General features: G+C 71.9%; 12 protein-coding genes and 1 pseudogene. 11 read left to right on the forward strand and 2 right to left on the reverse strand.

Annotation, left to right across the window (positions count from 1 at the left end):
* Positions 1 to 285: 285 nt before the first annotated feature.
* Positions 286 to 1,941 (reverse strand): annotated as a pseudogene (locus tag MKK60_RS17935) (DNA translocase FtsK 4TM domain-containing protein); the annotation flags it as partial.
* A 176-nt stretch (positions 1,942 to 2,117) separates the two neighbouring features.
* Here MKK60_RS17935 and MKK60_RS17940 point away from each other — a divergent pair.
* From MKK60_RS17940 to MKK60_RS17950, 3 genes are all read left to right on the forward strand, one after another.
* Positions 2,118 to 3,221, forward strand: coding sequence for a helix-turn-helix transcriptional regulator (locus MKK60_RS17940; RefSeq protein ID WP_243987931.1), 1,104 nt, complete (start codon positions 2,118 to 2,120; stop codon positions 3,219 to 3,221).
* A 67-nt stretch (positions 3,222 to 3,288) separates the two neighbouring features.
* Complete coding sequence (gene mtnA, locus MKK60_RS17945) at positions 3,289 to 4,386, forward strand: S-methyl-5-thioribose-1-phosphate isomerase (protein WP_243987933.1); 1,098 nt, start codon at positions 3,289 to 3,291, stop codon at positions 4,384 to 4,386.
* A 26-nt stretch (positions 4,387 to 4,412) separates the two neighbouring features.
* Positions 4,413 to 5,537 carry an aminotransferase class V-fold PLP-dependent enzyme gene (locus tag MKK60_RS17950; protein ID WP_243987934.1) on the forward strand — a complete coding sequence of 375 codons (1,125 nt, stop codon included), beginning with the start codon at positions 4,413 to 4,415 and terminating at the stop codon, positions 5,535 to 5,537.
* Between the two features lie 27 nt (positions 5,538 to 5,564).
* On the opposite strand, the gene MKK60_RS17955 is transcribed toward MKK60_RS17950, so the two are convergent.
* Complete coding sequence (locus MKK60_RS17955; protein WP_147727591.1) at positions 5,565 to 6,080, reverse strand: pilus assembly protein N-terminal domain-containing protein; 516 nt, start codon at positions 6,078 to 6,080, stop codon at positions 5,565 to 5,567.
* A 322-nt stretch (positions 6,081 to 6,402) separates the two neighbouring features.
* Between MKK60_RS17955 and MKK60_RS17960 the strand changes: the two genes are divergently transcribed.
* The 8 genes from MKK60_RS17960 to MKK60_RS17995 all read left to right on the forward strand — a co-directional run bounded on the left by MKK60_RS17960 (position 6,403) and on the right by MKK60_RS17995 (position 14,781).
* Entirely contained in the window at positions 6,403 to 6,570 is a 168-nt protein-coding gene (locus tag MKK60_RS17960; RefSeq protein ID WP_147727592.1) for a Flp family type IVb pilin, read from the forward strand.
* Between the two features lie 373 nt (positions 6,571 to 6,943).
* On the forward strand, positions 6,944 to 7,465 hold the full coding sequence (locus MKK60_RS17965; RefSeq protein WP_405042796.1) for a prepilin peptidase: 522 nt from the start codon (positions 6,944 to 6,946) through the stop codon (positions 7,463 to 7,465).
* A gap of 230 nt (positions 7,466 to 7,695) precedes the next feature.
* Positions 7,696 to 8,487 carry a Flp pilus assembly protein CpaB gene (gene cpaB, locus MKK60_RS17970; RefSeq protein ID WP_147727594.1) on the forward strand — a complete coding sequence of 264 codons (792 nt, stop codon included), beginning with the start codon at positions 7,696 to 7,698 and terminating at the stop codon, positions 8,485 to 8,487.
* Positions 8,488 to 8,525: 38 nt separating this feature from the next.
* Positions 8,526 to 10,064: a type II and III secretion system protein family protein gene (locus MKK60_RS17975; protein ID WP_409567419.1), complete on the forward strand. Its 1,539-nt coding sequence runs from the start codon at positions 8,526 to 8,528 to the stop codon at positions 10,062 to 10,064.
* Positions 10,065 to 10,141: 77 nt separating this feature from the next.
* Positions 10,142 to 10,888, forward strand: coding sequence for a CpaD family pilus assembly protein (locus MKK60_RS17980; RefSeq protein ID WP_405042795.1), 747 nt, complete (start codon positions 10,142 to 10,144; stop codon positions 10,886 to 10,888).
* A gap of 105 nt (positions 10,889 to 10,993) precedes the next feature.
* Complete coding sequence (locus tag MKK60_RS17985; protein WP_147726599.1) at positions 10,994 to 12,238, forward strand: CpaE family protein; 1,245 nt, start codon at positions 10,994 to 10,996, stop codon at positions 12,236 to 12,238.
* A gap of 126 nt (positions 12,239 to 12,364) precedes the next feature.
* Complete coding sequence (locus MKK60_RS17990) at positions 12,365 to 13,807, forward strand: CpaF family protein (protein WP_147726600.1); 1,443 nt, start codon at positions 12,365 to 12,367, stop codon at positions 13,805 to 13,807.
* Entirely contained in the window at positions 13,804 to 14,781 is a 978-nt protein-coding gene (locus MKK60_RS17995) for a type II secretion system F family protein (RefSeq protein ID WP_243934821.1), read from the forward strand. Before MKK60_RS17990 ends, MKK60_RS17995 begins: the two co-directional genes overlap by 4 nt.
* Positions 14,782 to 14,799 lie beyond the last annotated feature (18 nt).

The following is a 14,799-nucleotide window of genomic DNA, read 5'->3' on the forward strand; positions in this document are numbered from 1 at the left end:
GGACGAGCCGACCCCCGTGCCGGCGGAGGCCGCGGCCTCCCGCGTCTCCGCACCGGTGGCGCCGGTGGCGCCCGCGCGCCGCCCGGCGCCTGCCAGCGGCCGGGACGATTACCGCCATCCCGCGCCCGACCTCCTGGCCGAGCCGCGCGGCCCGTCGCAGGCGAGCCTGGTCTCGGCCGACGCGCTGGAGCACAACCCGACGCTGCTGGAAGCCACGCTCGGCGAATGCGGCCGTCGCTGGTCCCTCCTCGCGTTGCCCCACGGCCCCGGTCTGACCCTCCCCGAGCCCGAGCCGGTGGTGCCGGCCACCAGCAGGTGCGGCATGCGGGCGAGATCGGCGATGATCGGCTCGCCGCCGATGTTTTTCCCCAAGCACAGCGCGAGCTTGTGCTTGGTCTCGACGAAGTCGGCCGAGGCCAGAAGCTCGCGCAGGTACACGGTCTCGCGCCGCGCGTTCGGCAGCTCGATGCCGATGGCGTTGCGGCCGGGCACGACCGCGACGCGGGCCGAGACCGCCGACATCGAGCGGGCGATGTCGTCGGCGAGCGAGATGACGCGGGAGGACTTGGTGCCGGGCGCCGGCTCGAGCTCGTAGAGGGTCACGACCGGGCCGGGGCGCACCGCGAGGATGTCGCCGCGCACGCCGAAATCGCCGAGCGTGGCTTCCAGCAGCGTCGCGTTCTGCTCCAGCGCGTCGGCCGAGACCAGGCTCGCCTGCGACGGGCCGCGCGGCTCGGCCAGGAGGTCGAGCGCGGGATGGCGGTAATCGTCCCGGCCGCTGGCCGGCGCCGGGCGGCGCGCGGGCGCCACCGGCGCCACCGGTGCGGAGACGCGGGAGGCCGCGGCCTCCGCCGGCACGGGGGTCGGCTCGTCCTCGCCCCTGAAATCTTCGCCCCTGAAATCCTCGCCCTCAAAATCCTCGTCGTCGTGGACGACGGGCAGCGGGCGCCGGCCCTGCGGCGCAGGCGCGGCGTGGGGCGCGGCCGGAGCCGTGGCCTGGTCGGCGCGCGGCTCGAACACCGGCTCGCGGCGCGGCTCGGCCGCGCGGCCGCCGTTGGGGAGCTGGCTCGCCCAGGGCAGGTCCTCGTCGGAGAAGGCGCGGCGGGCGGCCAGGGCCGGCGAGGCGCCGGCATAGCTGAGCGCGCCGAGGCCGGCGCGTTGCGCCCGCCACATCTCCCAGCGTTCGGCCAGGGCCGCGCGACCGCGCATCGCCGCCTGGAGCACGGTGCCGAACCCGACGATCCCGAGACCCGGCTCGTCGGATTCGTCGCGGTCGTCGTATCGACGATCCTGCGCCGCGTCCGGATGGGTGCGGCGCGGGCGGTCGGCCCGCGCCATCGCGGGGGCCACGTCGTCCTCCGCCTCGTCGAGGCCGGGGGCGACCCGGCACGCGGCCGTCAGGCTGAGGATCGCGACGCCGGCGTAGACGAAGCCGACGAGGGCCGCGCCGGCCTGCGAGATCGCGCCGACGATGGTGCGCGCGGCCGACATCAGCGCGTCGCCGGCGACCCCGCCGAGCCCGGTCGGCAGCGGCCAGCGGGCGGTCGGCGGCAGGGCGCTGGCCACCGCGCTCGCGGCGCAGAAGCCGATGATCCACAGGGCGATGCGCATGCCGCCGTTCGGCAGGTCGCGCTCGCGCATCAGCCGGACGCCCCACAGCGCCGGCGGCAGCACGAAGGCGAGCGCACCGAGCCCGAGGATCTGCATGGCGAGATCCGAGACCACCGCCCCGGGCTGGCCGAGCACGTTGTGCGCGACGTGGTCGGTGGCGTGGTTGAGGCTCGGGTCGTCGATCGACCACGTCGCGAGGGCGACCGTCAGCGCGATCGCGCCCGTGAACAGGACGAGCCCACCGAGTTCCGTCAGCCGCCGCGCCAGGAACGGGCGCAGCGTGTCGACGAAGGTATCGTAGGGCGACGCGGAGCGGCGAAGCGAGCGCATGCGGGACCGGACGCGAAAGGAGACTCTGCCCCGGAGGCTAGGCGCCTTACGTTAACGCGCATTTAAGGTTGAAAAATCCTTCACGTCCCGGGCTTTGCCCTTGCGAGGACGGCCCGGATCGGAAACGCTTCCCTTTCCCCCCGGCCGGACCTCCGGGCCGCCTGGGAAGACCGACGATGCTTGCCCCCGCCGAGTTCGACGCCCTGGTCGACCTGATCTACGAAGCCGCCGTCGTGCCCGAGATCTGGCCGGAGGTGCTCGACCGGATCGCCGCCGCGACGGGGTCCGTCGGGGCCATCATCCTCGCCGAGGGGCGGCACGGCCCCCGGTGGCGCGCCACCGGCGCCCTCCTGACGCACCTGCCGGAGGCGATCGCCACCGGCCTGATGGCGGTGAACCCGCGCCCGGGCCGCGCGCTGGCGCTCGGCCATTCCGGCTTCGTCCACGACCTCGACCTGTTCACCCATGCGGAGATGGACGCGGACCCGATGTACGGGTTCCTGCGGGCCCGCGGCCTCGGCTGGTGCACCGGCGTCGCCATCCCGACGGTGGGGGAGGATGCCGTGATCTTCTCCTGGGAACGGGCGTTCGCGGCGGGGCCGTTCACGCCGGAGACCGTGCGCGCCCTCGATCCCCTGCGCGCGCACCTCGCCCGCGCCGGGCTGATCGCCGCCCGCCTCGGGCTGGCGCAGGCCCGCAGCGTCGTCTCGGCCCTCGACCTGCTCGGCCTGCCGGCCGCGGTCCTGTCACCGGGGAACCGGGTGATCGCCGCCAACGGCCTGTTCGCCGGCCTCGTGCCCTCCGTCGCCCAGGATCGGTCCGATCGCGTCCACCTGACGGACTCGCGCGCGGACGGCCTCCTCGTGCGCGCGCTCGCGGCGCCGGTGCAGGGGGGCGACCCGAACACCGTCGCCTCCATCCCGATCGCGGCGCGGGCCGATCGGGGTGCGATGATCGCCCACCTCGTGCCGGTGCGCGGGGCCGCCCGCGACGTGTTCGCCGCCGCGGCGACGATCCTCGTCGTGGCGGATCTCCGGCAGGGCCGGGCCCTTCCGGCGGAGCTGATGCAGGGATTGTTCGACCTCACCCCCGCCGAGGCGCGCGTCGCCCGCGGGCTGACGAACGGGCACACGGTCGGCACGCTGGCCGACGTGCACGGCGTCTCGTCGGCGACCATTCGCACGCAGCTGAAGGCGATCTTCGCCAAGACCGGCACCGCCCGCCAGGCCGACCTCGTCGCGATGCTCACCGGCGCGGCGATCGGGCGCGACCCGACCTGACCTTCGGGATCCCGCGGAACGCGCGCGCGGTGGTGCAAAACGCGTTTCGATATGGCAGACCGTCATCATGAAGATCGACGGCCGCCCCTACAGGACTATCTTCCCCGACGCGGACGGCGTCAGCGTCCAGGTGATCGACCAGACCCGCCTGCCCTTCGCCTTCGAGCTGCAGCGGCTGGCGAGCCTCGACGACGCCGCGCGCGCGATCCGCACCATGGTGGTGCGCGGCGCGCCGCTGATCGGCGTGACCGCCGCCTACGGCCTGGCCTTCGCGATGCGCGAGGATGCTTCGAATGCCGGCCTCGACCACGCGGTGGCGGCGCTGGCCGCGACCCGCCCGACGGCGATCAACCTGCGCTGGGCGCTCGACCGGGTCGCGGGGAACCTGCGCCAGGTCCAGGCGCCCGAGCGATTCGCCCGCGCCTTCGCCGAGGCCAGCCGCATCGCCGAGGAGGACGTGGCGAGCTGCCGCGCCATCGGCAACCACGGCGTCGGCCTGATCGCCGAGATCGCGCGGCGGACCGGCCGGACGGTCAACGTCCTGACCCATTGCAACGCCGGCTGGCTCGCCACCGTCGACTGGGGCACGGCGCTGGCGCCGATCTACGTCGCGCACGAGGCCGGCGTGCCGGTCCACGTGATCGTCGACGAGACCCGGCCCCGCAACCAGGGCGCGGCGCTGACCGCGTTCGAGCTCAACGGCCACGGGGTGCCGCACACCGTCGTCGCCGACAACGCCGGCGGCCACCTGATGCAGCACGGGCAGGTCGATCTCTGCATCGTCGGCTCGGACCGCACCACCGCGTCGGGCGACGTCTGCAACAAGATCGGCACCTACCTGAAGGCCCTCGCCGCCCACGACAACGGCATCCCGTTCTACGTGGCGCTCCCGTTCTCGACGATCGACTGGACCCTGCAGGACGGCGTTGCCGAGATCCCGATCGAGGAGCGCGACGCACGCGAGGTCACCCATCTCACCGGGCGGCTCGAGGATGGCGGCTTCGCCACGATCCAGGTGGTCTCGCCGGGCAGCCCGGTCGCCAACCCGGCCTTCGACGTCACCCCCGGCCGCCTCGTCACCGGCCTGATCACCGAGCGCGGCATCGCGCGGGCCGACGCCGAGGGCCTGCTCGGCCTCTATCCCGAGCGCCGCCGCGCCGCCTGAGCGGCGACCCGTCGACGAGCGCGCCCATGGCTTCGCCCCTCGCCTGCCAGCGGCACCTGTTCGAGATGCCGGCGGAGGTCGCCTACCTCGATGCCGCCGCCTGGACGCCGCTTCCGCGCAGCGTGCGCGAGGCGGGCGAGGCCGGCATGCGGGTGAAGAGCCTGCCCTGGGCCCATCCACGCTCCGAGGTGCCGCCCTGGACCGAGCGGGCGCGCTGCGCGGCGGCGGCCCTGATCGGCGCTCCGGCGGACGCCGTCGCCGTCGTCGGCTCGGTCGCCGACGCCATCGCGATCGCGGCGCGGGCGATCGCACCGGTGCCGGGCGGGCGCATCCTGCGCGTCGCCGAGGAGTTTCCGTCGCTCTGCCTGGCCTTCGACCGCCTCGCCGCGGAGGCCGGCATGGTGGTCGAGGCGGTGCCGCGCCCGGACGCCGGCGACTGGACGGCGGCGCTCCTCGAAGCGATCGCCCGCCCCGGTGCGCCGCCGCTCGCGGTCGCGACCGTCACGCCGCTGCACTGGGCGGACGGGACAATCATCGACCTCGACCGTCTCGCTCCGGCCGTCCGCGCGGCCGGCGCCGCCCTGGTGGTGGACGCGACCCAGGCGGTCGGCGCGATGCCGATCGACGTGGCTCGGCTGAAGCCCGATTTCCTGGCCTTCCCGACCTACAAGTGGGTGCTCGGCCCCTACAGCCTCGCCTTCCTCTACGCGGCACCGCATCGGCAGGAGGGACGGCCCCTCGCCGAGCATGCCGGGAACCGCCCGCCGGTCATGGGCGCACGCCGCTACGACCGCGGCGAATGCCACGATCCGGTCGGCCTGCCGATGGCGGCCACGGGCCTGGAACTCGTGGCGGGCTGGGGCGTGCCGGCGATCGAAGGCCGGCTCCGGGACTTGACCGACCGCCTCGCCGAAGGCGTGCAGGCCCTCGGCCTCGCGGTGCCGCTGCGCGCGCTGCGCAGCCCGCACATCCTGGGCGTCACGGTGCCGGGTGCCGACGCCGAGGATCTCGTCGCGCAGTTGCGAAGGCGGAACGTATTCGTCAGCGCCCGGCTCGGCCGCCTGCGGATCAGCCCGCACGTCTTTGTCGACGAGGCCGACCTGTCCCGCATCCTGGCGGCGCTGGAGGCGGTGATGCCCGGTCGCGGCTAGAAATCGGCCCGCGGTCGGGCGGGAATGTCAGCGCCCGGGGCCCGTCGACCCGGCGGTGGCGAGGTTGCGGCGGGTCTCGGCCTGGCCGCTGACGTCGCCGAAATACTTGGTCGAATCGCCGAGCTGCACCGAAGGCTGGCAGTACGGCGTGCAGGAATACGAGTTCCGCTCCTCGGCGCCGCGCTGGATGGTGATCACCGAAGCCTGCGAGGCTTCCACCCGGATCGTTGTCTCGGCCAGCATCGCGCCGGCGGCGTCGAGGGCGATCAGGTTGGTTGCGCCGAAGCTCTTGCCGGTCAGCACCAGCACGCCGTTCTTCTGCAGCGTGACGTCGGCGATGATCGGGTTGCCGACGATCACCGTCTGCGTGCGCTCGGGCAGGCGCATGACCTTGGCGTTGTCGACCATCACCGTGACGACGGGCAGGGTTTCCGCCCGCAGCGCGGGGGCCGTCGCGAAGGCGAGCGCGACGGCGAGGGCGACGCCCGGCAGGCGCTTGGCCGAGCGGGCACGGGACGGGCGGTGGGGCTGGGTGAGGCGCATCGGCTGCTGAGACTCATCAATACGCTGGAGGCGCGTCGCGCGGGCGTGGTGCCTGCAGAGCGGTGCGACGCGCCGAGGCGCGCATTCCGTTCGCCTCCAGGCAACACCTTATTGGTGAAGGAACCGCTAAGCCGGCGCCGTGGCAGAGCGCCGAAGACTTGACGCTTTCTTCACCATGCGGGTGGTCGTGCCTCGATTTAGCGCTTTCGCGGACCGACTTAACCGAATGGCAAGGCGGGTTCGGCATCCTCCATCTGCCGCCGATCGAAACAACAGATCTTCGACGGTTACCTCGCAAGTGTTTCGACCAAGGATTGCAGCCATGAAGACCATGTTCAAGAACTTCGCTTCGGACGAGTCCGGCGCCACCGCGATCGAATACGGCATGATCGCCGCCCTCGTCGCCGTGGTCATCATTGGCACGCTGTCGACCCTGGGCTCCAAGCTGAAGAATACCTTCACGAGCGTCTCGAACCAGCTCGTCCAGTAGTTCGGCTTCGCGTCCATCGGAAACGGCGCAGTCGGCGGCAACGTCCCGGTCTCCCGGCCCTCCCACGGGAGGCGGCCAGGGGATCGGGGCTCGGGCCGACGGACCGTCACTGTGGACACGGGCCGTGAAGTCGGGGTGTGGTGCGTCCCTCGCGGGCGCGCATGCCCTGCCCCGCCGCGGGCCAAAGCCGATCCCGCCCCTGCGGGATCGGCTTCGCGTCGTCCGCGATCTCGGGCCCGTGCGTCCGGGCGCGACCTCGGTCGGAATTTGCGCTTTCTTCACGCCCGCGCCCGACACTCGCGACTTGGACACCCCATCGACGGTCGAATCGACCGCGATCGCAAGGATGATGGCAACGGTCATGGCAAGCGTGATGGCTAGCACCGGTCTGGCGAGCTTCGGCCTCCTGATCGTCTTCCCGTTCTTCATGGCCTACGCCGCGGCGAGCGACCTTCTCACGATGTTGATCCCGAACCGGATCTCGCTGGCCCTCATCGCCGGCTTCTGCGTGGTCGCCGCCACCGGCCTGTTCAGCCTTCCCGAGATCGGGATGCATCTCGCGGCCGGCGCGCTGGTGCTCGCCGTCACCTTCACCCTGTTCTCGCTGGGCAAGATCGGCGGCGGCGACGCCAAGCTCGCGGCTTCGACCGCGCTTTGGATCGGGTTCGACCAGCTTCTCGACTACCTGCTCGTCGCCTCGATCCTCGGTGGGGCGCTGACGCTGGCGATCCTCCTGGCGCGCAGCCATCCCCTGCCCTCCGTCGTCGCCCGCCTGCCCTTCGCGCTGCACCTGCACGACGCCAAGACCGGCATTCCCTACGGCATCGCGCTCGCGGCCTCCGCGCTGGTGATCCTGCCCGAGACCCTGGTCTGGACCCGCGCCCTCGGCGGCTGAGCCCCGAACCGAGCTGCCAGCGGCACCGACTGACGATGAAGATTGGCGCCACGGGCGGACGACCGCGTTAGGCGGCCGGAACCGCGTCATTCACCGTGCCGTCCGGTCAGACCGTCCTCGGACATCGGACGAAACGCGATGGTCATGCCTTCTTAACCCTAATTTGAGGAATTCGGCCCTAACGTCGGTCAACGGGCGGCGACCCTGCCGTTCCATGCTTTGGCCCGACGATGAAACCAGCGCGTCTTGCCGTCCTCGCCATCGCCCTCGTCGCGGGCGGTGGAGCGGCTTTCCTGATGAGCGGCGGCGATCCGCCGCCCCCGCCCGTCGTCAGGGTCGAGGCGCCCGCGCCGCCGACGACCGAGGTGCTGGTCGCGGCCGCCGAGCTGCCCATGGGTCAGGTGCTCCAGGTCGCCGACCTGCGCTGGCAGAAATGGCCCGACGACGCGCTGACCCCCGGCTACATCACCCGCAAGGACGTGCCGAAGGCGCTGGAGGAGACGGCCGGCGCCACGATCCGCTCGGCCTTCCTGGCCGGCGAGCCGATCCGCCCGCAGAAGCTCGTGCGGCCCGACAGCGGCTTCATGGCCGCGATCCTGCCCTCCGGGATGCGCGCCGTCGCGATCGTCACCGACAGCCGCGGCACCAACTCGGCCGGCGGCTTCATCCTGCCCAACGACCGGGTGGACGTGATTCGCACCTTCCGCGACGAGGACAATTCCAAGGCGACCGGCAGCGACGTGCAGGTCTCCCAAACCATCCTCACCGACGTGCGCGTGCTCGCGGTCGGCCAGCTGATCCAGGAGAAGAACGGCACCAACGTCGTCACCGGCGAGACCGCGACCCTCGCCCTGACCCCCGGCCAGGCCGAGAAGATCACGCTGGCCCAGAAGGTCGGCTCCCTCTCCCTCGCCCTGCGCAGCCTCGCCGATTCCGGCCGCCCGCCGGAAGCCGAGGCCGCGCCTCAGGAGGCGGCCCTGACGGTGATGCGCTTCGGCGTCAGCCGGCAGCAGACCCGGTGAGCCCCCCGATGCCCGAACCGCACGACGAGGTGCAGCCGATGACGGATTCCGGACCGACGCTCGCCCGCCATCCCGCGAGCCCCCTCACCCATCCTCTGGCGAGCCCGCTCGCCGGCCTGCTCGCCCTGCTGACGGCCTTCGGAACCGCTCCGGCGGCGGCGCAGGAGCGCGCGGTGCTCGGGCCCGCCCCGGTCCTGTCCGTCGGGCAGGCCGAGGCGAGCACGACCCGCAAGATCGAGCTGACCGCGGGCCGCTCCGTGATCGTCGACCTGCCGCGCGACGCCAAGGAGGTGTTCGTGGCCAACCCGGCGGTGGCCAACGCGGTGGTGCGCTCGACCCGCAAGGTCTTCGTCATCGGCATGGCCGACGGCGCGACCTCGATCTTCATCCTCGACGCGGAAGGCCGCCAGATCGCGGCGCTCGACGTGACGGTGGCGCGCGACCTCAAGCTCGGGGCGCTGCGCCAGCTCCTGGGCCAGAGCATTCCCGGCGGCCGCTTCGACGTGCGCGTCACCGGCGATTCGATCCTGCTGTCCGGCTCGGTCGGCTCCTCGTCCGAGGCGCAGCAGGCCATCGACATCGCCAACGCCTTCGTCGGCGTGTCCGGCGGCGCCGCCGGCGGCGGCGGCGCCGGAGCCCGCGGCGCGGTGATCAACAACCTGACGATCCGCAACAAGGACCAGGTGATGCTGCGCGTCACCGTGGTCGAGGTCGCGCGCACCGTCCTCAAGCAGTTCGGGATCAACCTCAGCGGCAGCTGGTCGGGGCTCAACCTCGCCAACGTGACGCCGCTCTCGCTCTCGGGCGGCCAGTTCCCGGCCGGGAACCTGCTCTCGGGCACGATCAACGGCACCGGCGGCGCGAGCATCACGGCGACGCTGCGTGCGTTCGAGCAGGCCGGCGTCTCGCGCGTGCTCGCCGAGCCGACGCTCACCGCGATCTCGGGCGAGTCGGCGAACTTCACCGCCGGCGGCGAGCTGCCGGTCCCGTCGAGCCAGAGCTGCACGCCGAGCCTCGTCGCGGGGACCCAGCCGACCTGCGTCGTCGGCATCTCCTTCAAGCCCTACGGCGTCACCCTCAACTTCACGCCGGTGGTGATGGCCGAGAACCGCATCTCCGTGCGCGTCGGCACGTCGGTGAGCGAGATCGACCCGCAGAACTCCTACTCGTTCGTCAGCGGCAACACGACCTCGGCCGTTCCGGGCCTGACGGTGCGCAAGTCCGAGACGACGGTCGAGCTCGCCTCGGGCGCCACGATGATGACCGCGGGCCTGATCCAGCAGAAGAGCAAGGCGGCGATCAACGGCCTGCCCGGCCTCGTCAACCTGCCGATCCTCGGCGCCCTGTTCCGCTCGCGCGACTACCAGCGGCAGGAGACCGAGCTGATGATCATGGTCACCCCCTACATCGCCAAGGCGATGGAGCCCCGGCAGGTGACGCGCCCCGACGACGCCTTCGTCGACGCCACCGACGGCCAGGCGATCCTGCTCGGGCAGATCAACCGGGTCTACGGCACCGCCGGCACCGCTCCGCTCGGGCGCGGCTATCGCGGCCGCGTCGGCTTCATCACCGACTGATCCTCGCCCCGCGGTGCCCCGCCCCGCGCGACTTCCCTCCTCCGCCCCGGCGTCGCCCCCGCCCCAGGACCGAACCGATGACGTTGCCCGGCCTGCCCTCCCCCGCCCGACGCACCCTGGCCCTCGCCATGCTCGCCGCCTCCGTCGGCGGCTCGCTCGGCGCCTGCCATTCCGACCGTGCCGTCACCGGCTCGATCGCGCCCGCCGACTATCGCGCCCGCCATCCGATCGTGCTCGCCGACGGCAGCCGCGTCCTCGACGTGTTCGTCACCGGGGTCGGGCACCTCGACCCGCGGCAGGCCGCCGACATCGACGCGTTCCTGCTGGAATATCGCCGCTACGGCCGCGGCAGCCTCGTGATCGACCTGCCGCGCGGGGTGGCCCCTTCCGTCGGCGCCGGCGTCGAGCGCACCGCCGCCGCCATCCGCCGGCTCGGCGCCGAGGGCGGCGTGCCGGCCCGCGAGATCGTGGTCTCCGGCTACCCGGTCGCCGATCCCGGCCTCGCCAGCCCGATCCGCCTCAGCTTCCACCGCATGGAGGCGCGCGTCGCCGACAAGTGCGGGCTGTGGCCCCAGGACCTCGGCGAGAGCAGCCCGATCGCGAACTTCCGCAATCAGCCGTCGTGGAACCTCGGCTGCTCCACCCAGGCGACGATCGCCGCCCAGGTCGCCGACCCGGTCGACCTGGTGCGCGGGCGTCCCGAGGGCCGCATCGACACGATCCGCCGGGTCAAGGACATCGGCCAGCTTCGCGAGGGCAAGGATCCGTCAACCGCCTGGCGCCAGGATGGCAAGACGAGCGTGAAGTCCTCGGTCAGCGAGTGAGCCGCCGCGCGGCGCCACGCCCCGGCTCCGCCGACCCAGAGACCCAAACGTTAAGACTTAAGACCTAGACCCCAGACTCAAGCTCCCGAACCCGAAGGCCTCGTCATGGCGGACCACCCCGAGACATCTGAGCGGATGATCGCCCCGGTGCCCCGGATCACGATCCAGGCGTTCTGCGAGGTCGCGGAGACCGCTGCGATGATCGAGAGCGCCGGGACGGACCGGCGCATGCAGAAGGCCCATCTCAAGGTCCAGATGGGGGGCGGCGCGGCCGCGGTCGAAGCCTACCGCCATGCGCCGACCCCCAACGTCATCATCATCGAGACGCAGGGTCCGAAATCCCGGCCGATGGAATGCCTCGACGCCCTCGCCGAGGTCTGCGACGCCGGCACCCGGGTCCTCGTCATCGGGCACGTCAACGACGTAACGCTGTATCGCCAGTTCATCCAGCGCGGCGTCAGCGACTACCTGATGGCGCCGGTCGAGCCGCTGACGCTGATCGCCTCGCTCTCGGACCTGTTCGCCGCCCCCGGGGTCAAGCCGGTCGGGCGGACCATCGCGGTCTACGGCGTCAAGGGCGGCATCGGCGCCTCGACGGTCGCCCACAACCTCGCCTGGTCGATCGCCCGCGGCCAGGGCGCGCAGACGGTGATCGCCGACCTCGACATCGCCTTCGGCACCGCTTCGCTCAACTTCAACCAGGATCCGCCCCAGGGCGTCGCCGAGGCGGTGTTCGCGCCCGAGCGCCTCGATTCGGCGCTGGTCGAGCGCTTGCTCTCGAAGTGCAGCGACCAGCTCAGCCTGCTCTCGGCGCCGGCGAGCCTCGACCGCACCATCGACCTGTCCGAGCCGGCCTTCGACGCGCTGATCGACCACCTGCGTGCGGCCGTGCCCTGCATCGTCCTCGACGTGCCGCACCAGTGGTGCGCCTGGTCGAAGCGGGTGCTGACCGGGGCCGACGAGATCCTGATCGTCGCCGGCCCCGATCTCGCCAGCCTGCGCAACGCCAAGAACCTGCTCGGCGCGTTGCAGCAGGGCCGGCCCAACGATGCGCGGCCCCGGGTGATCCTGAACGGCGTCGGGGTGCCCAAGCGTCCCGAGATCGGCGCGGCGGATTTCACCAAGGCGCTGGAATCGCCGCTCGTCGCCAGCATCCCGTTCGACCCGGCGCTGTTCGGCACCGCTGCCAACAACGGCCAGATGATCGCGGAGGTGCAGGCCGGCTCGAAGGCCGCCGAGATCTTCGCCGACCTCGCCGCGGCGATGCTGGGACGGCCGGAGGCGAAGCGCGCCCGCCCCAACCTGCTCGAGCCGCTCCTCGCGAAGCTCGCGCGCCGGAAGGCGTCCTGATGCCGATGCTCTCGCGGGCCGCCGTGCCCTCCCCGGCGGGCGATGCGGCCCACGCGCGGCTCGCAGCCAGATGCGCGCGGACGTCTGCGCGCCCGTCCTTTCCGACGCGATCCGAGGATTCGTCCCATGTTCGGTAGGAGGCAGGGTACCGCGGCGGCGCCGGCTGCAGCACCGCCGCCGGCCGCCCTGCGCGCGACCGCGCCGGTGCTGGTGCAGGAGAACGTGGCCGGCAAGCGCATGGACGCGTCGCCCGCCGTGGTGGCGCAGGACAACCCGCGCTCGGAGGATTACTACCGCACCAAGAGCATGATCTTCGGCGCGCTGATCGAGGCGATCGACCTCGCGCAGCTCTCGCGCCTCGAGCCCGATGCGGCGCGCGAGGAAATCCGCGACATCGTCTCGGAGATCATCGGCCTCAAGAACATCGTGCTGTCGATCGCCGAGCAGGAGGAGCTGCTCGACGACATCTGCAACGACGTGCTCGGCTACGGCCCGCTGGAGCCGCTGCTCGCCCGCGACGACATCGCCGACATCATGATCAACGGCGCCAACCGCGCCTTCATCGAGGTGAACGGCAAGATCCAGCTCACCAACGTGCGCTTCCGCGACAACCAGCAGCTGATGAACATCTGCCAGCGCATCGTCAGCCAGGTCGGGCGCCGGGTCGACGACGCCTCGCCGATCTGCGACGCGCGCCTTCCGGACGGCTCCCGCGTCAACGTCATCGCGCCGCCGCTGGCCATCGACGGCCCGGCCCTGACCATCCGAAAGTTCAAGAAGGACAAGCTCACCCTCGACCAGCTCGTGCGCTTCGGCGCGATCTCGCCGGAGGGGGCGGAGATCCTGAAGATCATCGGCCGGTCGCGCTGCAACATCGTCATCTCCGGCGGCACCGGCTCGGGCAAGACCACCCTGCTGAACTGCCTCACCGCCTTCATCGAGCACGACGAGCGCGTCATCACCTGCGAGGACGCGGCGGAGCTGCAGCTTCAGCAGCCGCACGTGGTGCGCCTGGAGACGCGCCCGCCCAACATGGAGGGCCAGGGCCAGGTCACCATGCGCGACCTCGTCAAGAACTGCCTGCGCATGCGGCCGGAGCGGATCATCGTCGGCGAGGTGCGCGGGCCGGAGGCGTTCGACCTGCTGCAGGCGATGAACACCGGCCACGACGGCTCGATGGGAACGCTGCACGCCAACTCCCCGCGCGAGTGCCTGTCGCGCATCGAGTCGATGATCTCGATGGGCGGCTTCACCCTGCCCTCCAAGACGCTGCGCGAGATGATCTGCGGCTCGATCGACGTCGTGGTGCAGGCCACCCGCCTGCGCGACGGCTCGCGCCGCATCACCCACATCACCGAGGTGCTCGGGATGGAGGGCGACGTCATCACCACCCAGGACGTCTTCCTGTTCGACATCGTCGGCGAGGATGCCAACGGCAAGCTGATCGGGCGCCATCGCTCCACCGGCGTCGGCCGGCCGAAATTCTGGGAGCGGGCGCGCTACTACGGGCTGGAGCGGCAACTCGGCGAGGCGCTCGACGCCGCCGCCGAGGCGTCGGGTGCGCTGTGAACGCCGCCGCGAACGTCCCGCTCGCCGTCGGGCTGGTCTTCGTGACCACGCTCGCCCTCGGCTACGTCTTCCTGATGCCGCTGCTGATGGGCGAGCGGCGGGCGACGCAGCGCCTCAGGACGATCAGCGCCTCGGCCGCCGGCAACGCGATCCGCGGCGTCACCGTGAACCGGCGCGAGCAGGTCGCGAAGACGCTCGGCGAGATCGAGGCCAAGGCCAAGGGCGCCGCCAAGGTGACCCTCGAGCTCAAGATCGCGCGGGCCGGCCTGGCGTGGTCGGAGCGGACCTACTGGATGATCTCCGCCGGCCTCGCGGTGGTGGTCGGCCTGCTCGTGCTCATGATCACCGCGAGCCCGATCGCCGGGCTGGGGGGGACCTTCGTCGGCGGCCTCGGCGTGCCGATGCTGCTGCTGCGCCACCTGCGCAAGCGCCGCATCGCGAACTTCACGAAGGAGCTGCCCAACGCCGTCGACGTGGTGGTGCGCGGCATCCGAACCGGCATCCCCGTCAGCGACTGCTTCCGCATGGTTTCCCGCGAGGCCGAGGAGCCGGTGCGCTCGGAGTTCCGGGTCGTCATCGAGACCCAGGCGTTGGGCCTGTCGCTCGGCGAGGCGGTCTCGCGCCTCTACGAGCGGGTCCCGGTGCAGGAGGTGAACTTCTTCGCGATCGTGATCAACATCCAGCAGCAATCGGGCGGCAACCTCTCCGAGGCGCTCTCCAACCTGTCGCGGGTGCTGCGCGAGCGTCGCAAGATGGCCGGCAAGGTCCAGGCGATGAGCATGGAGGCCAAGTCCTCCGCCGGCATCATCGCCGCGCTTCCGTTCTTCGTCGCGGGCATCACCTATTTCACCAGCCCGGATTACATCTCGATCCTCTGGACCACCAATTTCGGCAAGCTCGCGCTGCTGGGCTCGGCGATCTGGATGAGCATCGGCATCCTCACCATCAAGAAGATGATCGCGTTCGACATCTGAGCCCGCCTGCGGCCCGCG

This window comes from Methylobacterium sp. J-092, from assembly GCF_022829325.1.
Classification (GTDB): Bacteria; Pseudomonadota; Alphaproteobacteria; order Rhizobiales; family Beijerinckiaceae; genus Methylobacterium.

What these genes read in the sequence shown, in the direction of transcription:
- MKK60_RS17940 (WP_243987931.1), top strand. Translation starts at nt 2,118, where the DNA reads ATGCTTGCCCCCGCCGAGTTCGACGCCCTGGTCGACCTGATCTACGAA.
- MKK60_RS17990 (WP_147726600.1), top strand. Translation starts at nt 12,365, where the DNA reads ATGTTCGGTAGGAGGCAGGGTACCGCGGCGGCGCCGGCTGCAGCACCG.
- MKK60_RS17965 (WP_405042796.1), top strand. Translation starts at nt 6,944, where the DNA reads ATGGCTAGCACCGGTCTGGCGAGCTTCGGCCTCCTGATCGTCTTCCCG.
- MKK60_RS17985 (WP_147726599.1), top strand. Translation starts at nt 10,994, where the DNA reads ATGGCGGACCACCCCGAGACATCTGAGCGGATGATCGCCCCGGTGCCC.
- cpaB (WP_147727594.1), top strand. Translation starts at nt 7,696, where the DNA reads ATGAAACCAGCGCGTCTTGCCGTCCTCGCCATCGCCCTCGTCGCGGGC.
- MKK60_RS17975 (WP_409567419.1), top strand. Translation starts at nt 8,526, where the DNA reads ATGACGGATTCCGGACCGACGCTCGCCCGCCATCCCGCGAGCCCCCTC.
- MKK60_RS17950 (WP_243987934.1), top strand. Translation starts at nt 4,413, where the DNA reads ATGGCTTCGCCCCTCGCCTGCCAGCGGCACCTGTTCGAGATGCCGGCG.
- MKK60_RS17980 (WP_405042795.1), top strand. Translation starts at nt 10,142, where the DNA reads ATGACGTTGCCCGGCCTGCCCTCCCCCGCCCGACGCACCCTGGCCCTC.
- MKK60_RS17960 (WP_147727592.1), top strand. Translation starts at nt 6,403, where the DNA reads ATGAAGACCATGTTCAAGAACTTCGCTTCGGACGAGTCCGGCGCCACC.
- mtnA (WP_243987933.1), top strand. Translation starts at nt 3,289, where the DNA reads ATGAAGATCGACGGCCGCCCCTACAGGACTATCTTCCCCGACGCGGAC.
- MKK60_RS17955 (WP_147727591.1), bottom strand. Translation starts at nt 6,080, where the DNA reads ATGCGCCTCACCCAGCCCCACCGCCCGTCCCGTGCCCGCTCGGCCAAG.